This is a genomic window from Bradyrhizobium iriomotense, from assembly GCF_018130765.1.
Taxonomy (GTDB): domain Bacteria; phylum Pseudomonadota; class Alphaproteobacteria; order Rhizobiales; family Xanthobacteraceae; genus Bradyrhizobium; species Bradyrhizobium iriomotense_A.
In genome coordinates this window covers 373,140-398,097 of record NZ_JAFCJZ010000004.1, presented here as the reverse complement: position 1 = coordinate 398,097, position 24,958 = coordinate 373,140, and the positions used below count along the sequence as shown (strand labels likewise).

Below are 24,958 nucleotides of genomic sequence, written 5' to 3'. Positions count from 1 at the left end.
GGGAGCGCAGTTTTCGCCGCGGTTCGCAGCTCGCCTGATTTTCTCCTGAGTAACTCTCCATGAAAATCTATCTGGCAGGTCCCGACGTGTTCCTGCCGGATGCGGTCGAGATCGGGCGACGCAAAGCCGCGATCTGCGCCGCACACGGGCTCACCGCCCTCTATCCCCTCGACAACGTCATCGATCTCAGCGCGCCTGACGCCTCGCGGCAGATCTTTTGCGGCAACGAGGCCATGATGGATGCGGCCGATGCCATCATCGCCAACCTCACCCCGTTCCGCGGCGCCGGCGCCGATCCCGGCACCGTCTATGAGCTTGGCTACATGGCCGGCCGCCGCAAATTCTGCCTGGCCTATTCCAACGATGGCGCTGCCTATGCCGACCGTGTCGGTCGCTTCATGGAGCTCACCTCCGAGGACGGGCGGCTGGTCGATGCCCAGGGGCTGACGGTCGAGGATTTTGGCCTCGTCGACAACCTCATGATGATCCATGCGCTGGAGCTGCACGGCTGCCCGCTGGTGACGCCGGCCGCGATGCCCATCGACGTCTGGCACGACCTTGCCGCGTTCGAGACTTGCGTCCGGATGGCAGCCGCGCGATTGATCGCTAAATAAGCGCCAATCCTCTTCGGAGAGCCAATGTCCCCTCCCCGCAAGCGCGCGGATGTATTGCTGGTCGAGCGCGGCCTGTTCGAGAGCCGGGCGCGGGCGCGCGCGGCCATCGAAGCCGGCCTCGTCACGGCCGATGGCAAGCAGGTTTCAAAACCGTCGGAGACGATCGCCGAGGATGCGGTGATCCAGGCCGAGCCGGCGCACCCCTATGTCTCGCGCGGCGGCGTCAAGCTCGCGGGCGCGCTGGAGCGCTATCCGATCGAGATCGAGGATCATGTCTGCCTCGACGTCGGCGCCTCCACCGGCGGATTCACCGAGGTGCTGCTGGCAAACGGCGCGAGCCTGGTGTTCGCGCTCGACGTCGGCACCAGCCAGCTGCATCCCTCGCTGCGCGGTCATCCCAAGATCGTGTCGATGGAGGAGACCGACATCCGCGCCTATGAGGGCAAGCGCCTGCCGGCGCGGCCCGATATCGTCGTCATCGACGTCAGCTTCATCTCGCTCAAGAGCGTGCTTCCGGTGGCGCTGTCGCTGGCGGCGGCACCGATGAGCCTGCTGGCGCTCATCAAGCCGCAATTCGAGGCTGACAGGAAGCACAACAAGAAGGGCATCATCCGCGACGCCGCCGTGCATCAGGCGATCTGCGACGACATCGCGGCGTTTGCAGCCTCGCTCGGCTGCACCGACATCGAGGTGTTTCCCTCCTCGATCGCCGGTGGCGACGGCAACATCGAATTCTTCCTGGGCGCGCGCCGTGGTTGAGCGCTTGACGATCGATCACGTCGGCCATCGCGGCGACGGCGTCTCGCTCACCACGGGCGATGCAGTCTACGTGCCCTACACGCTTGCCGGCGAGACCGTCGAGGTCGACCACGTCGCGGGCCATCATCCCGACCGCCGCAAGCTGCTGGCGGTGGACGTCGCGAGCCCCGAGCGCATCGAACCATTCTGTCCGCATTTCGGCGTCTGCGGCGGCTGCGCCATCCAGCACTGGGCCGCGGAACCGTATCATGCCTGGAAGCGCGGCATCGTGGCCGAGACGCTGGCGCAGGCCGGCATCGATTGCGAGGTGGCGCCGCTGGTCGATGCCCATGGCGCGGGGCGCAGGCGCGTGACGCTGCATGGCCGCTTCGGCACGCACGACATCCTCAAGGTCGGATTCTCGGCGACGAGCTCGCACGACGTCATCCCGATCCATCGCTGCCCAATCCTCGATCCCGCACTCGAGGGCGCGCTCGATGCGGCCTGGGCTATCGCAGAGCCCCTGACGTCGAAGATGCCGGTGACCAAGCCGCTCGACATCCAGGTCACCGCCACCATCAACGGCCTCGACGTCGACGTGCGCGGCTCCGGCCCGCTGCCGACGCCGCTCGTCACGGCATTATCGCGCGTCGCCGAGCAGCATCGCCTGGCGCGGCTGACGCGGCATGGCGAGCTGGTGCTGCAGCGCCTCGCGCCGACCGTGCGGATGGGCCGCGCGGAAGTGACGCTGCCGCCGGGCTCGTTCCTGCAGGCGACCGTCGCAGGCGAAGAGACGCTGGCCGCACTCGTCGCCGAGCGCGTGGGCAAGGCCAAGGAGGTGCTCGACCTCTTCTGCGGCGTCGGACCGTTTGCGTTGCGGCTCGCCGAGAAGGCGCGCGTCACCGCCTATGACAACGACGCCGGCGCGATCGCGGCGCTCGCAAAGGCAGCGCGCACGCCGGGCCTGAAGCCGATCAAGGCCGAGCCGCGCGACCTGTTCCGCCGCCCCCTGGTGCCGCCGGAGCTGCGCGACTTCGATGCCGTGGTGTTCGATCCCCCGCGCCAGGGCGCACAAGCGCAGGCGCTGAAGCTCGCTGCGAGCAAGGTGCCGGTCGTCGTTGCGGTCTCATGCAACGTCGCGACTTTCGCCCGCGACGCGCGATTGCTGCTCGACGGTGGTTACAAGATGGACGCAGTGGTGCCGGTCGACCAGTTCCGTCACACGCCGCATGTCGAGCTGGTGGCGAAGTTCACGCGCTAGCGCCGCAGCCCGCTCAACGCCGGCGACTCGCCGGGCAGCATGTTCGACCTGATGTCGCTGTCCATGCGGCCCGAGTCCTGCTGGACAACCCCGGCCCCGAACGACAGGCTGAGGTTGGAGGTCGGCTTGAATTCGACGCCGGCAAATGCGCTGTATCCCGGTGCGGCGCTGGAGGTCAGCGGCGCAATCGAGCTGCCGATGCCGTTGCCGAATTTCAGCGTGTCGAACCCGGCAAAGAACGTGACGGGCATGCCGCCCGCAGTCTTGGTGTTGTAGCCGAACTGCGTGCTGTCATAGGAGAGCGCGCTGAAATTGCCGGCGAGGCCAGTCTGGCTGAGGCCGCTCCAATTCAGGTTGCCACGCTGGCTGCCAACGAAGAAGCCGTTCGCAAAGTGGGTGCGTCCACCGGCATCGCCGGCATTGAAGCTCGGAAAATTGCCGTAAGCGTCAGAGCTCTGGCCATCGCTTCCGCCATAGCCAAAGGCCCCACCCGGGATCCAATATCTCAGGGGTGCGACCTGCGCATGAGCCGGTGCTCCGCAGAAGCAGAGCACGGCGAAGAGGGTTGCGAGCGCACGTGAAGAAGCAAAGCCTAGCATTCAGGTAACCGTCGGAACGTCCCCGGATCATACAAGCAGGACCGCCAGATTGCCAGCGACGCGATGCCGGTGGCCGGCTCCCCCAGTTCCGGGGATCACCTCTTCCTGACGCATTGAACCTGCTCCGTGACGGATGGACCCATTTAAGGGGCCGCAAGCTTGCGCTTGCCGCAGCCCGGTAACGCGCAATTGCGCAGACCTTTGAAAATGTCCGTCATTGCATGGAGGCTATCATGGAGGTCAATTCCGACAGGTTGAATGCCTTTATGGGCAAGATGATCACCGAGGTGGGGGCAGCGATGAACGCATCGCTGGTCCTGCTGGGCGACAAGCTCGGCCTTTACCGCGCCCTCGCCGCCAAGGGGCCCATGAACTCCGCCGAGCTCGCAAGCGCCACAGGGACGACGGAGCGTTATGTCCGCGAATGGCTTTCAAGCCAGGCGGCGTCCGGCTACGTCGAATATGACACCGCTTCCGGAAAGTTCTCGATGCTGCCGGAGCAGGCGATGGCGCTTGCCGACCAGGACAGCCCGGTGTTCCTCGGCGCGGTCGGCAATGTCATTGCCGCGGCGTTTCTCGACGAGCCGAAGGTCACGGACGCGTTCAAGACCGGCAAGGGTGTCGGCTGGAACCGGCGCAGCGAGTGCCTGTTCTGCGGCACCGCCCGCTTCTTCCGCACCGGCTACATGCATCATCTGGTGCAGGAGTGGCTGCCTGCGCTCGACGGCGTCGTGGACAAGCTGAAGCGCGGCGCCAAGGTCGCCGATGTCGGCTGCGGCCACGGCGTCTCGACACGGCTGATGGCGGAGGCCTTCCCCAACTCCCGCTTCTACGGCTTCGACTATCACGAGGGTTCGATCGAGGCCGCGCGGAAGGCAGCCAACGAGGCCAAACTCGGCGACCGGGTCTCTTTCGCGGTGCACTCGGCCAAGTCCTATCCGGCCGAGGGCTACGATCTCGTCTGCTTCTTCGATTGCCTGCACGACATGGGCGATCCCGTCGGCGCCATCAGCCACGTGCGCGAGACCATGGACAAGGACGGGACCTGCATGCTGGTCGAACCGTTCGCAGGCGATCGCCTCGAGGACAATCTCAATCCAGTCGGCCGCGTCTACTATGCGGCGTCGACCATGATCTGCACGCCGGCCTCGCTCGATCAGGAGGTGGGCTTGGCGCTGGGTGCACAGGCGGGCGAAGCGCGGCTGCGCAAGGTCGCGCGCGAAGGCGGCCTGTCGCGCTTCCGCCGCGCCGCGGAAACACCCTTCAACCTGATCCTGGAGGCGCGGATCTGACATTTCTCACGCGGGCCCGTGGAGGCGGCATACGGCCATGCCGGTGCCGCAGCCTCGCGCCGCGCCGACATCCTTGCCTGGCTCGCGCCGCAACGTAAGCTGGCGGTCGAAGAAGGCGGCGTGAGTCCGCCGGAATGGGAGGATGACGATGCGATATCTTGGCCTGGCGCTGGCTGTACTGGTCACTACGGCAATCCCGGAAGTGGGCCGCGCTGCCGAGCCGACCCGCTTCGTGCCGCTGAAAGCGGACGAGCTGACGCCGGCACAGAAGGAATGGGCGGATGCGATCGCGGTACCGCCGCGCAACGCCAAATTCACCAACCCGCCCTACCGCGCCTATATCCGCAACCCCGAGCTCGCACCAAAGCTCTCGGCGATGTCGGACTATCTGCGCTGGAATTCGTCGCTGCCGGCGCGCCTCAGCGAGTTCGCCATCCTGATCACAGCAAGGCAGTGGACGGCGCAATACGAATGGTTCGCGCATTATCCGCTCGCGATGAAGGCCGGGCTCGATCCTGATGTCGCCAAGGACATCGCGAACGGCGTGCGTCCGAAGGCGATGAAGGACGACGAGGCCGCGCTCTACGATCTTGCGATGGCGCTCCATCGCGACAAGAGGGTGTCCGACGAGGTCTACCGCGCCGCGCAGCAAAAATTTGGCGAGCGCGGCATCATGGATATCATCGGCCTGATCGGTTATTACGACCTGGTCTCGATGACTCTGATCACGATGCAGGCCGAAGCGCCGAACGACAGCGTGCCCCCGCTGCCACCGCTGGCGGCGAAATAGAGGCAACACGCGCGCCTTTCCAGTACCGTCACCCCCGCGCAACGGCGAAGCCGTTGTCGCTGGAGGTGGCCGCTTCTTCAGCGGCCCTCGAAGGGCGACGGCCCGGCTGCATCGGGGCCGCGCATCCTTCGAGGCTCCCCATGGGACGCGTTGCGTCCCACGCCTCGCACCTCCAGCGACGAGCGCTATGCGCTCGCACCGGGATGATGGATTGGTGGGCGCATCCGTAGCACGTACCTGAAGACTTGGAGACCCCCGTGACCTCAGACAATCCCGTCACTTATGAACGCGTCGGCAACATTGCCCGCATCACGCTATCCCGACCGCCCGTCAACGCGCTGAGCCTCGAGGTCATCCGTGCGGTGGTGGCCGCGCTCCGCCGCGCTGCCGACGATAGCGATGCGCGCGTCGTCGTGCTGGCCAGCGCAATCGCAAAACGCTTTTCGGCGGGCCTCGACCTCGACATCCTGCTTGGCAAATCAGGCGCGCAGATCCGCGAATTCCTCCAGGCGCTCTATATCGACCTTTACGACGCCCAGTACGGCCTCGGAAAACCGTCGATCGCCGCGGTCGGCGGCGCGGCGCGCGGCGGCGGCATGACCATGGCGGTGTCCTGCGACGTGGTGCTGGCATCCGAGAGCGCGACGTTCGGCTATCCCGAGATCGATGTCGGCGTGATCCCCGCCATCCACTATGCGCATCTGCCGCGCATCGTCGGACGCCACCGTGCTTTCGAGCTGTTGTTCACCGGGCGCGTCTTCAGCGCTGCGGAAGCACGCGAACTCGGCGTGGTGAACCGTGTCGTCGCCGATGCCGAGCTCGAGGCGGAAACCGAGAGGCTCGCGGCGCAATTCGCCGCCAAATCGGCCGCGGTGCTGCGGATGGGGCGCGCTGCCTTCATGCGCCAGATCGATCTCGATTATCGCCGCAGCATCGCAAGTGCCATGGACGATTTCTGCAACGTCGCGACGTCGGATGAGGCGCAGGAGGGCCTGCGAGCCTTCGTGGAGAAGCGGGCGCCGAAATGGTAGAGGATCGCCCGGCGTCCGAGGCGCGAGCTGCTAAAGCGCGATGAGATTGGGATGAATCGTCATCGCGCTTTAGGTTGTCGTTTACGCATGATCTTTCCGGAAAACCGCTTCGCACTTTTCCGGATCATGCTTTAGCGTCCCCAGCGGTCCGACCAGATCTTCTCGCCGATCAGGCAGCTGACGCGCGGCTCCTTGTCCTTGTCGGCCACGCGCACCACGGGGCGCTCCGGCGTGCGGCCGGCGACCTCCATCAGCAGCTTGGTGCGGATCGCCTCCTTGAACTTGTCGCGGTCCTTGATCGCGATGACGAAGGAGCCGGGACCGCCGACGACGCAGTCCTCGTAATAGTAATCGAGATTGTCGATATCCATGGTCGAATAGGAGGGCTCCTTGACCATGATCGGCAGGCCGTTGATGACGATGCCCTTCTCGAGCGCGGCGTCGCGCGCCACCGTGACCGGGCTGCCGTTGTTGTTGGGACCGTCGCCCGAGATGTCGATGACGCGGCGCAGGCCCCGATAGGGATCCTCGTCGAACAGCGGCATCGCGAAGGTGATCGCTCCGGAGATCGAGGTGCGCGAGGCGCGCCGGATCGGCGTCTTCATGATCTCGGCGGCGACCGCATCCGCGGTCTCCGGTCCGTCGATCAGCCGCCAGGGAATGATGATCTTCTGGTCGGTGGAGGCGGCCCACTCGAAATAGGTCACCGCGATCCGGCCATTCGGACCCATCTTCAGCGCCTGGAGAAACTCCTTCGACTGGATCGCCTGCGCGTAGCCTTCGCGCTGGATCGCCAACTCGTCCATGTCCATGGAGTAGGACACATCGACCGCAAGGATCAGCTCGACATCGACCGTCTGCGCATCCTTGTCGGCCGCCAGCCGCTGCGGCTCTGTCCTGGGCGGTTCAAACTTCGGCCCTGGTGCAGCTAAGCCCGCGACGTCCCCCCCGGCGAGCACGCCGGCCACCAGCACAGCCCCGATCGAGAACAGCAAGCGCATCGCAGTCTCCCGTCGTATGACGCGATGGTGACATGCAATCGCCTTGCCGCAAAGTGCGAAGATCGCTTGCGCTTCACATTCGAGTTAGGAATTTGCACGCGTCACGCAAAGCTGCCGCCGTGTTGCCGCGCTTGCGTCACCGGAACAGGTGCGGTCACAGGCTCCGTCATTGCGGGGCGGCTCGAAGAGCCCGGAATGACGGCGACGAGCGTGGAGTGCACGTCCGGCCCACTTGTCCGGGGCGATTTCCATGCTAGGCTGGCCGCACAGATGGGGATGGAGTCCCCCGACAACCGCCCAGCGGCCTGGACCGTAGTGGGCTGATGACTCCTGCTTGAGGTGGGGCAATCATTGAGCCTCCGCCTTTGGCGGGAGCATGGACAAACCCGCCGATGGCGGGTTTTTTGTTGCCTGAACGAAGGAGAAGGCGTGGCGACGACGACACCGAGTGCTGCACGTAGCGGGCTGCCCAGGGGAATCTGGGTGCTCGGCTTCGTCTCGATGCTGATGGACATCTCCTCGGAGATGATCCACGCGCTGTTGCCGGTCTATCTCGTCACCGTGCTCGGGGCTTCGACGCTCACGGTCGGCTTCATCGAGGGCATCGCGGAGGCCACCGCCTCGATCACCAAGATCTTCTCAGGCGCGCTGTCGGACTGGCTCGGCCGCCGCAAGCTGCTCGCTGCCCTGGGCTACGGACTAGCCGCGCTGACAAAACCGCTGTTCCCGCTCGCGCCGAGCGTCGGATGGCTGGTGGCGGCGCGCTTCATCGACCGCGTCGGCAAGGGCATCCGCGGCGCCCCCCGTGACGCGCTGATCGCCGATATCGCACCTCGCGGCCTGCGCGGCGCGAGCTTCGGCCTGCGGCAATCGCTCGACACCATCGGCGCCTTCGTAGGGCCGCTCGCAGCGATCGGCCTGATGTGGTGGACGGCGGACAATTTTGCCCTCGTGTTCTGGTTCGCCGTGCTGCCGGCCTTCCTGTCGTTCGGCCTGATCGCCTTTGCCGTGAGCGAGCCCGAGCCGGACCCGAGCCGGGAGCCTCCGAAGAATCCGCTCAATCTCGCTGCGATGCGGCAGCTCGGATCAGTGTACTGGCGCGTCGTCGCGGTCGGCATCGTGTTCACGCTCGCCCGCTTCAGCGAGGCCTTCCTGATCCTGCGCGCGCAAAATATTGGGCTCAATGCGATGTGGGTCCCGGCGGTGCTGGTGCTGATGAACATCGCCTACGCGCTCTCGGCCTATCCGGCCGGCGTGCTGTCGGACCGCATCAACCGCACCGGCCTGCTCGCGCTCGGCCTCGTCTTCCTCGCCGGCGCCGACCTTGCACTCGCGCTGCTGCCGAACCTTGGTGGCCTCGCGCTCGGCGTCGTACTGTGGGGCCTGCATATGGGATTGACGCAGGGCCTGCTCTCGGCGCTCGTCGCCGACGCCGCCCCGCCGAGCCTGCGCGGCACGGCCTTCGGCTATTTCAACCTGTTCACGGGCCTTGCCCTGCTGGCGGCGAGCGTGATTGCCGGTGCGCTGTGGGACGCCTATGGCCCGGCCGGCACGTTCCTGGCCGGGCTCGGCTTCGCACTGGTGTCGCTGGTGGGCCTGCTCGCCATCGGCAACGGGCTCGCAACGGAGGGCAAGCAATGACGGAAGGCGGTTCATCGTGCTGAGCGGAGTCGTTGCGATCATGATCGGCAGCGTGCTGGGCGGCTGCGCGCGCTACTTCGTCTCCGGCGCGATCGCGCGGCGGCTGGGCGAGACCTTTCCATGGGGCACCATGACCATCAACGTCACCGGCGCCTTCCTGATCGGTATCTTTGGCGCGCTGGCGACGCATCCGGGCTCGGTCTTCGCCGCGCCCAATCCCTGGCTATTCGCGGTGACCGGGTTCCTCGGCTGCTACACCACGGTGTCCTCGTTCAGCCTGCAAACGCTGACGCTCGCCCGCAACGGCGAGCCCATGCATGCGCTCGGCAATGTCGTGGCCTCGGTCGGGCTGTGCCTCACGGCCGTGAGTTGCGGCTTCCTGCTTGCGGATCGTTTGGGAGGCTAGAGGCAGATGAACTCCCCTTCCGCCGAGCGCTGGCGCAGTGCTGTTCTTTACGCCTGGGTTTCCGCCGGCAGCATCGTCGGCGGGCTGACGCGCTATCTGGTCGGGCTCGCGCTCGACACCGGGCCGGGCTTTCCCTTCGCGACGCTGTTCATCAATGCCACGGGCTCGCTGATTATCGGCTTCTACGCGACGCTGACCGGCCCTGATGGCCGCGTGCTGGCGCGGCCCGAGCACCGGCAATTCGTCATGACCGGGTTCTGCGGCGGCTACACCACCTTCTCGGCCTTCAGCCTGGAAACCTTCCGCCTGGTCCATGGCGGCATGAAATACACTGCGCTCGCCTATGTCGCGGCCTCCGTCGTCTGCTGGCTGGTGTCGGTGTGGGCCGGGCATATGATGGCGAGCCGCTACAATCGCTTGACGAGGAGCTGACCATGCAAATCCCCAATCAGGCAGTTTCGCTTCGCATCTTCATCGGCGAGAGCGACCATTATGACGGCAAGCCGCTCTATGAAGCGATCGTGCTGAGGGCGCGCGAGCTGCACCTCGCCGGCGCCACCGTGCTGCGTGGTCCCATGGGATTCGGCAAGTCGAGCCGGCTGCACACCTCGAAAATCCTGCGGCTCTCGGAAGACCTGCCGCTGCTGATCGAGATCGTCGACAGCGAGGACAACATCAATGCATTCCTGCCCATCCTGGACAGCATGATGTCGAGCGGCCTGATCACCTTGGAGAAGGTACAGGTCCTGCAATATGGTGCGAAGGCCGCGAGCTGATCGCTTCCGGCCGGAAACCTTTAGCCCGCCGTGTCCAGGAGGCGGAATGAACGACAGCGTCACCAAGCCGAAAACCAGGACCAAGACCAAGGTCGAGCGGCCGAAGCTGCACAAGGTCATCCTGATCAACGACGACTACACGCCGCGCGAATTCGTCACCATGGTGCTGAAGGCCGAATTCCGCATGACGGAGGATCAGGCCTACAAGGTGATGATCACCGCCCACAAGCTTGGGGCCTGCGTGGTCGCCGTGTTCACCAAGGACGTCGCCGAAACCAAGGCCACCCGCGCCACCGACGCCGGCCGCGCCAAGGGCTATCCGCTGCTGTTCACGACCGAGCCGGAGGAGTAGGACTTCATCGTGCGACGATGAATGACCTTCAGCCCGGTGCGCGTCACGCCATCACCACCGGCGTCTCCTCACCGAGTCCATAGACGCGCTGCGCCTTGGAAAATCCGGCGATCGGAAATTCGCCGAGCGCGCGCCAGTCGTGGCGGCAGGCCTTGGCAAAGACTTCCGAGACCACGACGGTGCGGCCGAGCCGGCCGGCGATCTTCTCCAGCCGTGCTGCGAGATTGACGGCGGGGCCGATGCAGGTGAAGTCAAGCCGGTTGCCGCCGCCGATATTGCCATAAAGGATGTTGCCGACGTGGAGCGCGACGCCGAAACGGAAGCGCTCGACGATGTCGCCGACCGGAAAGGCGAGCGCCTCGACGCTGGCGCGGGACTCGCGCGCAGCCTCCAGCACGCGCGTGCAGACATGCGCGGCATCGCCGACATATTCGTCGATCGGAAACACCGCGAGCAGGCCGTCGCCCATGAATTTCAGCACCTCGCCGCCGTGGCCGCGGATCGCGGTGACCTGGCAGTCGAAATACTGGTTGAGGATCTCGACCACGGTCTCGGCGGGCAGCCGGTCCGACAGCGCGGTGAAGCCGCGCAGATCCGACAGCCAGATCGCGGCCTGCATGGTGTCGTTGTGGCCGCGGCGGATCTGGCCGCCGAGAATGCGCGCGCCGGCGCGGTTGCCGACATAGGTGTCGAGCAGCATCTCGGCGGTGCGGCGCAGGCTGATGATCTCCGCGACACGCGCGAGCGGCGTCACGATGGAGCGGATTGCCGCGACGTGGTCGTCGCTGAAGCCGCCGGGACGGCGCGTGACCCAACTCGTCGCATGGACCGAGCCGTCGAGAAACGGCATGGGCACTGCGATGTAGTCGGTCGCCCCTTCGGCCCGCATGTCGTCGAGAAACGGAAACCGCTCGTTGTCGCGATCGTCGATACGTCCCCGGACCTCCAGCCCCTGCTCGAACACGATACGAAGCGGGCTCTTGGCAAATTCGGGCGTCTCCAGGATCTCGAAATCGACGGAGCCGATCTCGACCTCCTCGCCCTGCCGCCAGATGAAGTTGCGGCCAAAGATTTCCGGATGCAGCGTGCGGATGAAGATGCCGAACCGCCACAGCGGCAGGCCGGCCTCGACCAGATGCTCGCAGACGTCGGCGATCATCTCGGCCGGGGTTCCGGACGACCTCGCGCCGTCGATCAGCCAGTTGGTGATGCGCTGGAGCTCGGAGGTTTCCATGCGCGCATTTGCGGACGAAGTTGTGCAGACGTCAAGCTGCGCGGTGGGCTGGTACCGCGACATTAAAGCGTCACTGCAGTGTCTTCACCTCCCCAGCGGGGAGAGGTGAAGAACTCAACGCCCGACCTGCCCGCGATCCCGAATGAAATGATCCGCCAGCACGCAGGCCATCATGGCTTCGCCGACCGGGACGGCGCGGATGCCGACGCAGGGGTCGTGGCGGCCCTTGGTGAAGATCTCGGTGTCGGCGCCCTTGCGATCGACGGTGAGGCGCGGCTGGAGGATCGACGAGGTCGGCTTCACCGCGAAACGCACCACGATCGGCTGTCCCGTGGAGATGCCGCCCAGCACGCCGCCGGCATGGTTGGAGAGAAAGCGCGTGCCATCATTGCCGGTGCGCATCTCGTCGGCGTTCTCCTCGCCGGTGAGCTCGGCGGCGCCAAAGCCGGCGCCGATCTCGACGCCCTTCACGGCGTTGATGGTCATCATCGCGCCCACGAGATCGGAATCGAGCTTTGCGTAGATCGGCGCACCTAAGCCGGCCGGCACGCCTTCGGCGACGATCTCGAGCACCGCGCCGATTGAGGAGCCGCTCTTGCGGATGCCGTCGAGATAGGTTTCGAAGAATGCGGCCTTGTCCTTGTCCGGACAGAAGAACGGATTCTTGGCGATCTCGTCCCAGTCCCACTTCTCGCGATCGATCTTGTGCGGGCCGATCTGCACAAGCGCGCCGCGCACCTTGACGTCGGGCAGCACTTTTCGCGCGATCGCGCCGGCCGCAACCCGCATCGCGGTCTCGCGCGCCGAGGAGCGGCCGCCGCCGCGATAGTCGCGCAAGCCGTACTTCGCCTCATAGGTGAAGTCGGCGTGACCGGGACGAAACTTGTCCTTGATCTCGGAATAGTCCTTCGAGCGCTGGTCGGTGTTCTCGATCAGGAGCCCGATCGGCGTGCCCGTCGTCACCTGCACGCCGGTCTCCGGATGCGCCATCACGCCGGACAGGATTTTCACCTGGTCCGGCTCCTGGCGCTGGGTGGTGAAACGCGACTGGCCGGGCCGGCGGCGGTCGAGATCACGCTGGATGTCGGCCTCGGTGAGCGGGATCATGGGCGGGCAGCCGTCAACCACGCAGCCGATCGCCACCCCGTGGCTCTCGCCGAAGGTGGTGACGCGGAACATGTGGCCGAAGGTGTTGAAGGACATCCGTCTCTAGCTCGTAAGTCAGTGCTGACTTGTGGTAGCGCCCCGGAATACGGCGTTCAACCCCGTTCCCGTCATTCCGGGATGGTCCGAAGGACCAGACCCGGAATCTCGAGATTCTCAGGTGCGCAAGGGCGCACCGGAGTTCGGCGCCTCGCGCCGCCCCGGAATGACGGCACCTAACTAAACTTCTCCAGCCGCCCGTCGCGGAACACGTAGACGGCGCCCTGCTCGATATAGAGCTCGGCGGCGCTGGCGGGGGTCTCCAGCCCCAGGGACACCATCAGGGCCCGGCAGGTCCCGCCATGGGCGACCGCGACGGTGTCGGTCCGGAGCTGGTCGTACCAGGCCCGCACGCGGACCTGGACGTCGGCATAGGTCTCCCCGCCGGCCGGCCCCACCGTCCATTTGTCGGCGAGGCGCCTCGCATAGATATCGGGATCTTTCGCCTCGCTTTCGGCCAGCGTCAGCCCTTCCCAGGTGCCGTAGCCGATCTCGCGCAGGCGATCGTCGAGCGCATAGTCGGCCACCGGCAGCTCGAGCTTGCCGCGCGCGAGTTCCATGGTCTGGCGTGCGCGGCCGAGCGGGCTCGACACATAGGGCAGCACCGCCTTGTCGCGGCCCTCTCGCCTGAAGAGATCGGCCAGAATGCCGCCGGCCTGCACGGCCTGACTGCGCCCGCGCGCGTTCAGCGGGACGTCCTTGGTGCCCTGAAGCCTCCCGAGCGCGTTCCACTCGGTCTCGCCGTGGCGAAGATAGTAGATCGTGGGCACAGGCATTTGCGGGGCTGAGGGTTAGTCCTTGCCGCCGAGCGAAATGTCCGGCGCGTCCGGCCGCTTCATGCCAAGCACGTGATAGCCGGAATCGACGTGATGCACCTCGCCGGTCACGCCGCGCGAGAGGTCGGAGAGGAAATACAGCGCGCTGCCGCCGACGTCCTCGGTGGAGACGTTGCGCCGCATCGGCGCATTGTACTCGTTCCACTTCAGGATATAGCGGAAATCGCCGATGCCGGACGCCGCGAGCGTCTTGATCGGCCCCGCCGAGATCGCGTTGACGCGGATGTTCTTCTCGCCGAGATCAGCGGCGAGATAGCGCACGCTGGCTTCCAGCGCCGCCTTGGCCACGCCCATCACGTTGTAATGCGGCATCCACTTCTCGGCGCCGTAATAAGAGAGCGTGATCAGCGAGCCGCCGTCGGTCATCAGCTTCTCGGCGCGCTGCGCCACCGCCGTGAACGAATAACAGGAGATCAGCATCGACTTGGAAAAATTCTCCTGCGTGGTGTCGACGTAGCGGCCGTCGAGCTGCTCGCCATAGGCGATGGCGTGCACCAGGAAATCGATCTTGCCCCACTTCTCCTTCAGCACAGCGAAGGCGGCGTCGATGGTCGCGGCATCGGTGACGTCGCAATGGCCGAGCACGAGGCCGCCGATCTCGGCGGCTAGCGGCTCGACGCGCTTCTTCAGCGCATCGCCCTGATAGGTGAAGGCGAGCTCGGCGCCGGCGGCGTGGCATGCCTTGGCAATGCCCCAGGCGATCGAGCGGTTGTTGGCAACGCCGAGGATCACCCCGCGCTTGCCTTGCATCAGACCTGAATTCTGCGCCATTTTTGAACGTCCCGTCGAGCTCTCGTTGAGGTCTGGAGGTACACCAGCCCTCCCCGGCGGTACAGCCCTAATACGCGGCGTTAACGCTGTTTCGAGCGCCGGAATAGCCGTTCCATTCGGGTGTTATGATCGCTATAGGCGCTCGCGCCGAACACCAGGACGTCAAGACGGCAATGAGTGCGTTTCGCCAGAGTGTGGAAGCCATGATCCCGGCGTTGCGCCGCTACGCCCGCGCGCTCACGCGCGATGCGGATGCGGCCGACGATCTGGTGCAGGACACTTTGGTGCGTGCGCTCCGTTCGGAGCGATTGTTCCTCGGAGGCGACGTCAGGAGCTGGCTCTATACGATCCTGACCAACCTCAACAAGAACCGGCGGCGTTCGCTGGCAAGGCGCCCGCAATTCATGCAGCTGACGGAGAACAATCCCGACGCCAGCGGGACCGAAGCCGAGGGGCGCGACATCGAGAAGGCGCTGGCAACGCTAGTTGAGGAGCAACGCTCGGTGCTGCTGCTGGTGATGCTGGAGGGCATGAGCTACCGCGAGGTCGCCGACATCCAGGGCGTGCCGATCGGCACCGTGATGTCGCGCCTGGCGCGGGCGAGAGCCCACGTGAAAGCCTCGCTGGAGGGTGAGCGCCCAGCGCTCAGGCGGGTGAAATGATGGCAGGCCTGATGCATCGAATATTGTCCGCCCGCAGCCTGACGGTGAGCTACGCGAAGTTGAGCCACGAAGGACTTTTTGGGCCGCAGAGCCAGAGACGACCGATATGAACGACCGCAACATTCCCATCACCGAGGACGAGCTCCACGCCTATGTCGACGGCGAGCTGCCGGCCGAGCGAAGCGCCGACGTCGAGGCCTGGCTTGCCGCCCACCCTGAAGATGCGGAGCGGGTGCAATCCTGGCGGACCATGGCCGAGATGCTGCACGCGCGTTACGACTCGGTCGCCCAGGAGCCGGTGCCGGCACGGCTCGAGCTGGAGCGGCTAGAGCGCCGTCCGCGGCAATGGCTCTATGGCGCCGCCGCGGCCGTGCTGGTGGCCTTCGTCGCCGGCGGCACCGCCGGCTGGGTGGCGCATGGCGCCGCCAACGCACCTTCGACCTTCCAGAGCTTCACGGCGGATGCGCTCGACGCCCACCGCCTCTATGTCGTCGAGGTCCGCCACCCCGTCGAAGTCGGCGGCAACGAGCGCGATCACCTGCAGGCCTGGCTGACCAGACGCTGCGGCTGGACCGTGTTCGCGCCGAATTTGGAGGCGAGCGGGCTGAAGCTGGTCGGCGGTCGGCTGCTGCCGGGGCCGAACGGTCCGGCGTCGTTCCTGATGTATGAGGGCGCCTCGGGCGAGCGGTACACGATCTACTCGGCCAAGACCGAGAATGGTGCAACGCAAATGCGCTACGCCAGGACGGACAAGGACGGCGCGCTGTTCTGGGCCGAGCGCGGCGTCGGCTATGTCGTCAGCGGCGGCGGCAGCGACCGCGAGCGACTCACCAAGGTGGCGCAGGCCGTGTACGACCAGGCAGAGAAAAACGGCACCTAGACAACTGCACAAGCGCGGTGCCTCGATTCCGTCATTGAAAATTTGGAATCAGGACATGGACGCGTCTCATTATCGCACCGGGTGTTCACGCGATTATGAGTAGCGTTCGATCCGCCGATCGACGCGGGCGGCCTCGATTGGGGTTTTTGGTACCGCGCTGGTCCCCCTCTCGAGGCCGCACCTTTTTATCGGCTGTCCCGCCGGACAGCCGACACGTCGAGACCATGAAGCGCTACACGCCTCAGGCATATGATGAGCATCATCTCCTGGACGATGCTTTAGGCCTTCAGGAAAAACCCCTTCAGTTCGATCGCGCCCTAACCGAGCCCGCTACGTGGATTGTAGGGGTGTTGGTCCCGCCACTTCTCCATCAATGCTTCAAGCTCGGCGTCGTTCCCGTCCGGTAGCATAATCCTGATGGTGACGAAGAGATCCCCGGTTCCACCAGATTTTGGCAACCCCTTACCTTTGAGACGGAAGGTCCGGCCGCTCGAAGTGTTCTTGGGGACCGAAAGCTCCACGGCATTGCCAAGGGTGGGCACGCGGACCTTGGCTCCGAGCACCGCCTCGTAGAGCGTGACCGGCAGGTCGATCCTGAGGTCAGCGCCCTCGACCTTGAAGAACGGGTGCGGCGAGATGCTGATGGTGATCAGGAGATCGCCGGGCGGATGGCCCTGGGCGCTCTCGCCCTGCCCGCGCAGCCGGATCTGCTGGCCCTCGGTGACGCCGGCCGGAATCTTGACGTTGAGCTCCTTGCCGGTCGGCAGCCGGACGCGCTTCTCGCCACCCTTGACCGCCTCTTCCAGCGAGACGGACATGGCGACGTTGACGTCGAGATCGAGCCCGACCCCGCCGGTGTCGAATTCGAACTGGGCACCGCCGCCGGCCCCGGGCCGCGCGCCGCGCATCCCGCCGCCGAACATGCTGTTGAGGATGTCCTCGAACGCGCCGCCGCCCGGCCCGCCCGCACCGCCACTCCGGAACGTGTAGCTCTCGAACCCGCCCGGGCCCGCACGGCCGCGCGGCCCGCCGCCGCCCGGAAAGCCCTGGAAGCGCGGCTTGCCCTCGGCGTCGATCTCGCCGCGGTCGAACTGCTTGCGCTTGTCCTCGTCGCCGATGATCTCGTTCGCCGAGTTGATCTCGGAGAAGCGCTCGGCAGCCTTCGGGTCGTCCTTGTTGCTGTCGGGATGGTGCTTCTTGGCAAGCTTGCGATAGGCGCTCTTGATCGCGGCAGCGTTGGCGCTCCGCGGCACCCCCAAGACCTCATAGGGGTCGCGCATCCGTCACGTCTCCTTCAAGGAATCGAATTGTTCAAAGGGCTCCCCGCCCCACCTGCGATCCATGTGGGGTGGGAGTGGCATTTTTGCAACTAGAACTGCCGGCCGAATCCTAGCTCCGCCACGGCTTTAGCGTATGAATCTCCCAACGGCCACGACTGCTTTGGCAGCCGGCGCCCTGGAGCCAGCTTTCCGTGGTCCCGTTGACGTAGCTCGCCAGGAAATCCCGGCACTTGCGGCCGTCCTCGGCCGCATAGGACTGCGCGATCGGCGTCACCGAGCCCCGCGCGCCCGTCTCCGGGTTCTCCCAGTGCTGGCTGGAATCCTTGTCGCCCTTGCTCAGCACGTCCGAGGCGGCGTTGCGGGCGAAGGCGAGATCGATCTCCGTCGGCGCGGTGTCTTTCGCCGGCCGCACGATCGAGCCGGTGAGGTCGCTGTCCTCGGCCTTGGCATAGGCACTCTTGTCGACACGGGAGAAGCTGCAGCCGCCGCCCCCGAGCCCGATCAGAATGATCGTCATGACAAGGCTGAACGGCTGGATCGCCGATAGGCCAACGCGTCCCCATGTCCTATATAGGGCGGTAGCGGACAACAACGCGTTTTGGACCGCGGGACGCAACTCGGACTCCAGACATGACCGACACGACCTCGATGAAACACCAGACACCCTTAACATCCGGTGATTTCACCGCCGCCGACGAACCATTTGCGCTGTTCGAGGCCTGGCTGAACGAGGCGATCAAGAGCGAGCCGAACGATCCGAACGCCATGGCGCTCGCAACCGTCGATCCCGATGGGCTGCCCGATGTGCGCATGGTGCTGATGAAAGGCTTCGATACCGAGGGTTTTGTCTTCTACAGCCACATCGCCAGCCAGAAGGGCCGCGAACTCGCCGCAAATCCTAAGGCGGCTTTACTTTTTCACTGGAAGTCGCTGCGCCGGCAGGTCCGCATCCGCGGCAACGTGACGCCGGTGACCGATGCCGAGGCCGACGCCTATTTCGCGACGCGGCCGAAGCAGGCGCAGATCGGCGCCTGGGCGAGCAAGCAATCCGAAGCGCTGGAGAGCCGCTTCGCCTTCGAGCAGGCCATCGCCAAGGTCGCCGCCAGATATGTCATCGGCGAGGTCCCGCGGCCGCCGGGCTGGAGCGGCTGGCGCATCGCGCCGGTGCGCATCGAGTTCTGGCACGACCGCCCATTCCGTCTGCACGACCGCATCGAATTTCGTCGTGACGCCGCCGGCCAGCCATGGTCCAAGACGCGGATGTATCCTTGAGCCTTATCCTGAGCCTCGTCTCGAGCTTTGGGCCGACCTGAAAGATGTCCATGCCGCATTCGTCCAACCTGCCGCGTCGTACGCTGCTCCTGACCGGGGCGAGCCGCGGCATTGGCCACGCCACCGTGATCCGCTTCTCCTCGGCAGGCTGGCGGGTCATCACCTGCTCGCGGCATCCGTTTCCCGAAGACTGCCCCTGGGATGCCGGACCTGAGGACCACATCCAGGTCGACCTCGGCGACCCCAAGGACACCGCGCGTGCAATCACGGAGATCCGCCGCCGCCTCGAAGGTGGCACGCTGCATGCGCTGGTCAACAACGCCGCGATCTCGCCGAAGGGGCCCGGCGGCTCGCGGCTCGGCTCGGTCGACACCGAGCTGGACACCTGGACGCATGTCTTCCACGTCAACTTCTTTGCGCCGATCATGATCGCGCGCGGATTGATCGAGGAGCTGAAGGCGGCCAAGGGTTCGGTCGTCAACGTCACCTCGATCGCGGGCTCGCGCGTGCATCCCTTCGCGGGCGCCGCCTATGCGACCTCCAAGGCCGCGCTCGCGGCGCTGACGCGCGAGATGGCGTCCGACTTCGGCCGCGTCGGCGTGCGCGTCAACGCGATCGCGCCGGGCGAGATCGACACCTCGATCCTGTCACCGGGCACCGAGAAGATCGTCGATCAGCAGATCCCGATGCACCGCCTCGGCACACCGGACGAAGTGGCCAAGATCATCTACGTGCTGTGCACGGACACCAGTTCCTACGTCAACGGCGCCGAGATCCACATCAACGGCGGCCAGCACGTCTAGGCATCCTCTATCCTTCGTCATGCGAGCCAACGGGTCCGCGCGAAGCGCGGCCCGATGACAGGCTCCGCGAAGCAATCCAGATTGCCTCCGCGGAGACGGTCTGGGTTGCTTCGTCGCTTCGCTCATTGCAATGACGAATTGGAGATAGTGACGAGGGAAGCAAGGCGATCCAGACGACGCCGCCGCAAGACCTGGATCGCCCGCCCTTCCTTCCGTTCCTCAATCGACTCGAATCCGACGTGACCGATCGCGCAGTCTTGGAGCAGAAGCACTTGGAGCTCCGGCATTGAATGCAGTCGAGCAGTCGTCGTCGTTCTCGCCATCGAGCAGCGGAGCACCACAGTGCCGGCACAGGCGTGCCGACATCGACATCGCCTTGCCGCTCGCCAGAACCTGACGATAGTTCGCCAGATCGATGACGTTGCGGGGCGACGTTATGTGTTTTTCAACCATGGTTGTTCCTCGCGGCTACGCACTACTTATCGCAGACAAGTTTCGCGCAAACGTTCAGCCCACCGCTCAAATTTTACCGGAGGAATTGGGGCAGCAAACACGCATCACCGCGACGCCGCAATCCCGCTCTATTCTGCGACACGATGCACCGTGTCTCTACGACCAGCGTAAGGTCTCGGTAGCTATTTTCCGAGAGTGCGACGAGATCACAGCCACTTCTTCCACTTGAAGATCCAGTACGGGACGATGGCGGCGATCAGCATCATCACCAGCGCCATCGGATAGCCGTGGACCCATTCGAGTTCCGGCATCGCCTTGAAGTTCATGCCGTAGATCGAGGCGATCAGCGTCGGCGGCATCAGGACAACGGCCATGACCGAAAACAGCTTGATGATGTTGTTCTGCTCGAGATTGACGACGCCGAGCATGGCGTCGAGCACGAACGTGATCTTGTTGGAGAGATAGGAGGCATGGTCGGTCAGCGAGACGACGTCGCGCTGCATGGTCTTGAGCTGCTCGCGCATGTCCTTCGACCATTTGACGCCTTCCACCACCGCCGAGAGGAATGCGGCGACGCGGCCGATCGAGACCAGGCTCTCGCGAACCTTGGAGGTCAAATCGCCCTTGCGGCCGATCGAGATCAGGATCTGGGAATATTGCTTGGCGTGACCGTGGCGCTCGCTCTCGGGCTCGAAGATGTCATGCGAGACCTGGTCGATCTCGGCGCCGCAGCGCTCCAGAATGTCGGCGCAGCGGTCGATCACGGCGTCCAGCAGTTCCATCAGCACCATCTCGCCGGTGACGTTCGGCGTGCAGGAACGGCCCAGCTTGGCCTCGACCAGGGCGAAGGGTTTGGGCAGGTCGTAGCGCACCGTCACCAGACGATGGTCACCCAGGATGAAGGTCACTGCCGTGGTCCGCGGCATGTCGGTATCGGAGTGGCACATCAGCGTCGCGGTCATGTAGCGGGCGCCGTTCTCGATATAGAGGCGGCTGGAGATCTCGATCTCCTGCATGTCTTCCCGGGTCGGGATGGCGATGCCGGCCAGCCGCTCCACGGCCTTGTCCTCGGCGGCTGAGGGGTTGACGAGGTCGATCCAGACCGCGTTCTCCGGCAGCGCCGTGAGATCCTCGATAACCGCCTTCTTGAGGGAGGCCTCGGAGGGAACAAACACCGAAAACATGAACAACTCCAGAGAACCTGCGACAGAATGACAGCCCTTAGCGCGATTCTGACAGGTTCACGATGACAACAACATTAACGGAGGGATTAACGGAGCGTTTGCATTTGTGGCGGCCACGTGGCTCAACTGTGGCACGGAATCGACAGTTCGGGCCTTTCCCGCCCCAAAACGCTCACAGCATCGCAAAACTTGCGGCAGAAAAGCCACAGCTTGGGTCTCGCAGCGCGGGAAAAGGCCTTCAGCGCTGGAATTGTGGCAGATTTCAACGATAATGGGATTAACGGAGTCGAGGAACTTGGGCGCTAGGCTCAGGCCTTCCGCACGGTATTGTTTTGATTGGAACCAAACCATGTCGTCGCTGAAAGTTAAGTTGGGGATTTTGGCCGCCGGTCTGATGCTGTCGGGCTGTATGCAGGCAACACATTTCGAGGCGACCGACACCAAGGCGTTCAAGCCGAAGGACAAGGAACTCCTTGCCAAGGTCCGGTACGAGAACACCCCGGTCGCGGAGCCGTTCCGCCGCGCCATCGTCGAGTACCACCGCAAGGAATCGCCGGGCTCGATCGTGGTCGATTCCGACAATCACTACCTCTATTACGTGCTCGATGGCGGCAAGGCGATCCGTTACGGCATCACAGTCGGCGAAGAGGCCATGGCCTGGTCGGGCATTGCCAAGGTTGGCAGCATGACCGAGTGGCCGGCCTGGCACCCGACCCCGGGCGAGATTTCCCGCCTAGGCGTTCCGACCTATGTCGCGCCCGGTCCGGACAATCCGATGGGCTCCCGCGCGATGTATCTCTACTCGGGCGGCAAGGACACGCTGTTCCGCATCCACGGCACCAACCAGCCGGAATATATCGGCGCCTCGATCTCGTCGGGCTGCATCCGCCTGACCAATGAGGACGCAATCGACCTCTACGGCCGCGTCAAGGTCGGCACGATTGTCGTCGTGCTCGAGCCCAAGCACGGTGACTCCCCCTACAACTCCCGGCTGGCGCTCGGCGCCGGCGGCACCGGCCAGGCGGGCAGCTACTGATCGCCTCCTGATCTCTGAAATCCAAAAGCGCCGGTTTTACCGGCGCTTTTTTGTTGCCGGCTTGTGCTGCTGAGCCTTCTTCTCCGGTGTCGACTTGTCCTCAGGCGCGGGGGATTTCTCCGCCGCCTCGTCATCGGCGCCTTCCTTTGCCTCGGGCTTGGCCGCGACCTCGCGCGGCGGCGCCTCCTCGGGACGCTCAGCAGGCAAGAGCGGCGCGACCTGCGGCAGGGGATCCCAGACGTTCCACTGGCAGATCCGGTAGTCGTTGCGCCGCTGCGCGAGATCGAGATGGATGTGGTCCTCGTGGTACCAGTCCGAACCCGGACCGAGCACGGTGGAAAAGCGCGTGCAGACCGAATGCAGCACGCGCTCGCGCACATCGCGCGACATGGTGCGGTCGGTGAGGCCGATCGACTGCCCGTTGGCGAGCTTGATGGCGCGCACGTCGAGCGCGTTGGCCTTGCCGTGCTCGGACAGCATCGCGCCAATGATGCGGTTGCGGCCCCGGCACTCGAAGCTGTCGAAATTGTCGAGATCGCTGATGGTCGTGCCGAGGCTGGCGGCCAACGGCACCATGTCCTTGCGCACCCAGTCGGCAATCGCGGACGCCATGGTACAGCGGAGGATCGCCGCCGGCTTCACCGTCACCTTGCGCTTGTCCGGCAGCACGATGGCCTCCAGCCGCACCAGATCCTCGCCGCCGCAGGCGCCGGGGCCGCGGATATCCGGGATGGACGGCGCAATCGCGATATCTTCGGTCAGCGCGAGGCGGCAGGCCGAGAGTTGCTTCTCCGGCGGCCGCGCAGCCTCGGCGGGCTTGGTGTCACCCGGCTTGTCCGGGGACGGCTTGCCGTCCTCCTCCGGCGGGGCCTCGTCGGATGCCTTGGGAGCCTCCTCGGGGCGCGGTCTCGGGAGCGGTATCCTGGCGGAATGACCCGTCGCACGCGGCCGTGGTGTACCAAGGCCAAAAATATCGAGCGGCGCAGCATATTTTCGCGCCTCTGCGCGCTCCGTCAGCACAAGCGACAGCCCCAGCGCGACGGTAACCATTGCCGCGCAGGCGGACATATAGCCGCGACAAGACCATTTGCGGCGAAAGTCCGGCAGGCTAAAATTCATGACAAGTCTTTGGCCCAACGCTGAGAGCGATAACGCGCCCAGCGACTTCTCGGAGGAACGTCGGAATGCTTGGTTTGATGCAAGACTGGCCCCTGCTCTGCCACCGGATCATCGAACACGCCGCCAGGATTCATGGCAAGCAGGAGGTGGTCACGCGATCGGTCGAAGGACCGATCCATCGCACCAACTATGGCGAGATCCACAAGCGCGCGCTCAAGGTCTCCCAGATGCTGGAGCGCGACGGCATCAAGCTCGGCGACCGGGTCGCAACGATCGCCTGGAACACCTGGCGCCATCTGGAGGTGTGGTACGGCATCATGGGGATCGGCGCCATCTGCCATACCGTCAATCCCCGCCTTTTCCCCGAGCAGATCGCCTGGATCATCAACCATGCGCAGGACCGCATCGTGATGACCGACATCACCTTCGTTCCGGTCCTGGAGAAGATCGCCGATAAGCTGACAAGCGTCGAGCGCTACATCGTGCTCACCGACAAGGCGCATATGCCGCAGACCACGCTGAAGAATGCGGTGGCCTACGAGGACTGGATTGCCGAGGCCGACGGCAAATTCAAATGGAAGGACTTTGACGAGAACACGGCGGCCGCGATGTGCTACACCTCGGGCACAACGGGCGACCCGAAGGGCGTGCTGTACTCGCATCGGTCCAACGTGCTGCACGCGCTGATGGCCAACAATGTTGATGCGCTCGGCACCAGCGCCTCCGAGACGATGCTGCCGGTGGTGCCGCTGTTCCACGCCAACAGCTGGGGCATCGCCTTCTCCGCGCCCTCGCAGGGCACCAAGCTGGTCATGCCCGGCGCCAAGCTCGACGGCGCCTCGGTCTACGAGCTGCTCTCGACCGAGAAGGTGACGCACACTGCCGGCGTGCCCACGGTGTGGCTGATGCTGCTCCAGCACATGGCCGCCAATAATCTGAAGCTGCCGGACCTGAAGATGGTGATCTGCGGCGGCTCGGCGATGCCGCGCTCGATGATCAAGGCCTTCCTCGACATGGGCTCGAACGTGCGCCATGCCTGGGGCATGACCGAGATGAGCCCGATCGGCAGCGTCGCGGCGCTGAAGCCGCCGTTCCAGAACGCAACCGGCGACGCCAAGCTCGACGTCCTGCAGATGCAGGGCTATGCCCCCTTCGCGGTGCAGATGAAGATCACCGACGATGCCGGCAAGGAGCTGCCCTGGGACGGCAAGACCTTCGGCCGGCTCAAGGTCTCCGGGCCCGCGGTCGCCAAGGCCTATTACCGCCTCGACGCCAACATCCTCGACGAGGAAGGCTTCTTCGACACCGGCGACGTCTCGACCATCGACGAGGCCGGCTACATGCGGATCACCGACCGCTCCAAGGACGTGATCAAGTCCGGCGGCGAGTGGATCTCCTCCATCGACCTCGAAAACCTCGCGATCGGCCATCCGGCCGTGGCGGAAGCCGCCGTGATCGGCGTGTTCCACCCCAAATGGGACGAGCGGCCGCTCCTGATCGTGCAGCTCAAGCAGGGCCAGCAGGCGAGCCGCGAGGACATCCTGAAATACATGGACGGCAAGATCGCCAAATGGTGGATGCCCGACGACGTCGCCTTCGTCGAAGGCATCCCGCACACGGCCACCGGCAAGATCCTGAAGACGGCGCTGCGCGACCAGTTCAAGGATTACCGCTTCCCGAACGCGGCGGCGTAGCCGGGCAAGCACCATGCACCGTCATTCCGG

Annotated in this window: 28 protein-coding genes and 1 riboswitch; of the genes, 17 read left to right on the top strand and 11 right to left on the bottom strand. The window is 65.1% G+C overall.

What is annotated here, in order from left to right; translation table 11 throughout:
• Positions 1-59 precede the first annotated feature (59 nt).
• The 3 genes from JQ635_RS10560 to JQ635_RS10550 are packed head-to-tail and all read left to right on the top strand — an operon-like array spanning position 60 to position 2,613.
• Positions 60-614, top strand: a complete 555-nt coding sequence (locus JQ635_RS10560) for a nucleoside 2-deoxyribosyltransferase (RefSeq protein WP_211409781.1) — start codon at positions 60-62, stop codon at positions 612-614.
• Between the two features lie 24 nt (positions 615-638).
• A complete protein-coding gene (locus JQ635_RS10555; protein ID WP_211409780.1) occupies positions 639-1,373 on the top strand; it encodes a TlyA family RNA methyltransferase in 735 nt (244 codons plus the stop codon).
• Positions 1,366-2,613, top strand: a complete 1,248-nt coding sequence (locus JQ635_RS10550) for a class I SAM-dependent RNA methyltransferase (RefSeq protein ID WP_211409779.1) — start codon at positions 1,366-1,368, stop codon at positions 2,611-2,613. Before JQ635_RS10555 ends, JQ635_RS10550 begins: the two co-directional genes overlap by 8 nt.
• On the opposite strand, the gene JQ635_RS10545 is transcribed toward JQ635_RS10550, so the two are convergent.
• Positions 2,610-3,212, bottom strand: coding sequence for a hypothetical protein (locus JQ635_RS10545; protein WP_211409778.1), 603 nt, complete (start codon positions 3,210-3,212; stop codon positions 2,610-2,612). The genes JQ635_RS10550 and JQ635_RS10545 overlap by 4 nt on opposite strands.
• 233 nt (positions 3,213-3,445) lie before the next feature.
• Between JQ635_RS10545 and JQ635_RS10540 the strand changes: the two genes are divergently transcribed.
• The 3 genes from JQ635_RS10540 to JQ635_RS10530 all read left to right on the top strand — a co-directional run bounded on the left by JQ635_RS10540 (position 3,446) and on the right by JQ635_RS10530 (position 6,325).
• The gene (locus JQ635_RS10540) at positions 3,446-4,504 is read left to right on the top strand and encodes a class I SAM-dependent methyltransferase (protein ID WP_211409777.1); all 1,059 of its coding nucleotides are present in this window, start codon (positions 3,446-3,448) and stop codon (positions 4,502-4,504) included.
• Positions 4,505-4,652: 148 nt separating this feature from the next.
• A complete protein-coding gene (locus JQ635_RS10535) occupies positions 4,653-5,294 on the top strand; it encodes a carboxymuconolactone decarboxylase family protein (protein WP_246583417.1) in 642 nt (213 codons plus the stop codon).
• Between the two features lie 257 nt (positions 5,295-5,551).
• Positions 5,552-6,325, top strand: a complete 774-nt coding sequence (locus JQ635_RS10530; RefSeq protein ID WP_211409775.1) for an enoyl-CoA hydratase/isomerase family protein — start codon at positions 5,552-5,554, stop codon at positions 6,323-6,325.
• 131 nt (positions 6,326-6,456) lie between these two features.
• On the opposite strand, the gene JQ635_RS10525 is transcribed toward JQ635_RS10530, so the two are convergent.
• Positions 6,457-7,326 (bottom strand): DUF1194 domain-containing protein, encoded by an 870-nt coding sequence (locus JQ635_RS10525; protein ID WP_211409774.1) that lies wholly within the window; start codon positions 7,324-7,326, stop codon positions 6,457-6,459.
• 263 nt (positions 7,327-7,589) lie between these two features.
• A riboswitch (Fluoride riboswitch) is annotated at positions 7,590-7,666 on the top strand.
• An 89-nt stretch (positions 7,667-7,755) separates the two neighbouring features.
• Between JQ635_RS10525 and JQ635_RS10520 the strand changes: the two genes are divergently transcribed.
• The 5 genes from JQ635_RS10520 to clpS are packed head-to-tail and all read left to right on the top strand — an operon-like array spanning position 7,756 to position 10,501.
• The gene (locus tag JQ635_RS10520) at positions 7,756-8,967 is read left to right on the top strand and encodes an MFS transporter (protein WP_211409773.1); all 1,212 of its coding nucleotides are present in this window, start codon (positions 7,756-7,758) and stop codon (positions 8,965-8,967) included.
• 16 nt (positions 8,968-8,983) lie between these two features.
• The gene (gene crcB, locus JQ635_RS10515; protein ID WP_211409772.1) at positions 8,984-9,373 is read left to right on the top strand and encodes a fluoride efflux transporter CrcB; all 390 of its coding nucleotides are present in this window, start codon (positions 8,984-8,986) and stop codon (positions 9,371-9,373) included.
• Positions 9,374-9,379: 6 nt separating this feature from the next.
• Positions 9,380-9,805, top strand: a complete 426-nt coding sequence (gene crcB / locus JQ635_RS10510; protein WP_211409771.1) for a fluoride efflux transporter CrcB — start codon at positions 9,380-9,382, stop codon at positions 9,803-9,805.
• A gap of 2 nt (positions 9,806-9,807) precedes the next feature.
• Entirely contained in the window at positions 9,808-10,149 is a 342-nt protein-coding gene (locus JQ635_RS10505) for a DUF190 domain-containing protein (protein WP_211409770.1), read from the top strand.
• A 46-nt stretch (positions 10,150-10,195) separates the two neighbouring features.
• Entirely contained in the window at positions 10,196-10,501 is a 306-nt protein-coding gene (gene clpS, locus JQ635_RS10500; RefSeq protein ID WP_211409769.1) for an ATP-dependent Clp protease adapter ClpS, read from the top strand.
• A gap of 43 nt (positions 10,502-10,544) precedes the next feature.
• Here the strand turns inward: clpS and JQ635_RS10495 are convergent, their stop codons facing one another.
• From JQ635_RS10495 to fabI, 4 genes are all read right to left on the bottom strand, one after another.
• Positions 10,545-11,735, bottom strand: a complete 1,191-nt coding sequence (locus JQ635_RS10495) for an adenylate/guanylate cyclase domain-containing protein (protein WP_211409768.1) — start codon at positions 11,733-11,735, stop codon at positions 10,545-10,547.
• A gap of 114 nt (positions 11,736-11,849) precedes the next feature.
• Entirely contained in the window at positions 11,850-12,938 is a 1,089-nt protein-coding gene (gene aroC, locus JQ635_RS10490; protein WP_211409767.1) for a chorismate synthase, read from the bottom strand.
• A 176-nt stretch (positions 12,939-13,114) separates the two neighbouring features.
• Positions 13,115-13,714 (bottom strand): histidine phosphatase family protein, encoded by a 600-nt coding sequence (locus tag JQ635_RS10485; protein ID WP_211409766.1) that lies wholly within the window; start codon positions 13,712-13,714, stop codon positions 13,115-13,117.
• A gap of 15 nt (positions 13,715-13,729) precedes the next feature.
• Positions 13,730-14,545 carry an enoyl-ACP reductase FabI gene (fabI, locus tag JQ635_RS10480; protein ID WP_028180364.1) on the bottom strand — a complete coding sequence of 272 codons (816 nt, stop codon included), beginning with the start codon at positions 14,543-14,545 and terminating at the stop codon, positions 13,730-13,732.
• 173 nt (positions 14,546-14,718) lie between these two features.
• Between fabI and JQ635_RS10475 the strand changes: the two genes are divergently transcribed.
• Together JQ635_RS10475 and JQ635_RS10470 are read left to right on the top strand one after the other, a co-directional pair.
• Complete coding sequence (locus JQ635_RS10475) at positions 14,719-15,207, top strand: sigma-70 family RNA polymerase sigma factor (protein WP_011085414.1); 489 nt, start codon at positions 14,719-14,721, stop codon at positions 15,205-15,207.
• Positions 15,208-15,313: 106 nt separating this feature from the next.
• Positions 15,314-16,087, top strand: a complete 774-nt coding sequence (locus JQ635_RS10470) for an anti-sigma factor family protein (RefSeq protein WP_211409765.1) — start codon at positions 15,314-15,316, stop codon at positions 16,085-16,087.
• A gap of 317 nt (positions 16,088-16,404) precedes the next feature.
• Here the strand turns inward: JQ635_RS10470 and JQ635_RS10465 are convergent, their stop codons facing one another.
• Entirely contained in the window at positions 16,405-17,367 is a 963-nt protein-coding gene (locus tag JQ635_RS10465) for a DnaJ C-terminal domain-containing protein (protein WP_211409764.1), read from the bottom strand.
• A 109-nt stretch (positions 17,368-17,476) separates the two neighbouring features.
• Positions 17,477-17,884 carry an RT0821/Lpp0805 family surface protein gene (locus tag JQ635_RS10460; protein WP_211409763.1) on the bottom strand — a complete coding sequence of 136 codons (408 nt, stop codon included), beginning with the start codon at positions 17,882-17,884 and terminating at the stop codon, positions 17,477-17,479.
• 113 nt (positions 17,885-17,997) lie between these two features.
• Between JQ635_RS10460 and pdxH the strand changes: the two genes are divergently transcribed.
• Positions 17,998-18,639: a pyridoxamine 5'-phosphate oxidase gene (gene pdxH / locus JQ635_RS10455; protein WP_080135591.1), complete on the top strand. Its 642-nt coding sequence runs from the start codon at positions 17,998-18,000 to the stop codon at positions 18,637-18,639.
• A 50-nt stretch (positions 18,640-18,689) separates the two neighbouring features.
• Positions 18,690-19,442 (top strand): SDR family NAD(P)-dependent oxidoreductase, encoded by a 753-nt coding sequence (locus JQ635_RS10450; RefSeq protein ID WP_211409762.1) that lies wholly within the window; start codon positions 18,690-18,692, stop codon positions 19,440-19,442.
• A 219-nt stretch (positions 19,443-19,661) separates the two neighbouring features.
• Here the strand turns inward: JQ635_RS10450 and JQ635_RS10445 are convergent, their stop codons facing one another.
• Both JQ635_RS10445 and JQ635_RS10440 read right to left on the bottom strand, forming a co-directional pair.
• Positions 19,662-19,895 (bottom strand): hypothetical protein, encoded by a 234-nt coding sequence (locus JQ635_RS10445; protein ID WP_211409761.1) that lies wholly within the window; start codon positions 19,893-19,895, stop codon positions 19,662-19,664.
• A gap of 206 nt (positions 19,896-20,101) precedes the next feature.
• Positions 20,102-21,079: a magnesium transporter CorA family protein gene (locus JQ635_RS10440; RefSeq protein WP_211409760.1), complete on the bottom strand. Its 978-nt coding sequence runs from the start codon at positions 21,077-21,079 to the stop codon at positions 20,102-20,104.
• Between the two features lie 349 nt (positions 21,080-21,428).
• On the opposite strand from JQ635_RS10440, the gene JQ635_RS10435 reads away from it, so the two are divergent.
• Complete coding sequence (locus JQ635_RS10435) at positions 21,429-22,115, top strand: L,D-transpeptidase (RefSeq protein ID WP_011085407.1); 687 nt, start codon at positions 21,429-21,431, stop codon at positions 22,113-22,115.
• A gap of 36 nt (positions 22,116-22,151) precedes the next feature.
• Here JQ635_RS10435 and JQ635_RS10430 read toward each other — a convergent pair whose 3' ends face one another.
• Positions 22,152-23,234, bottom strand: coding sequence for an extensin family protein (locus JQ635_RS10430; protein ID WP_211409759.1), 1,083 nt, complete (start codon positions 23,232-23,234; stop codon positions 22,152-22,154).
• A 65-nt stretch (positions 23,235-23,299) separates the two neighbouring features.
• On the opposite strand from JQ635_RS10430, the gene JQ635_RS10425 reads away from it, so the two are divergent.
• Positions 23,300-24,928, top strand: coding sequence for a fatty-acid--CoA ligase (locus tag JQ635_RS10425; RefSeq protein ID WP_211409758.1), 1,629 nt, complete (start codon positions 23,300-23,302; stop codon positions 24,926-24,928).
• Positions 24,929-24,958 lie beyond the last annotated feature (30 nt).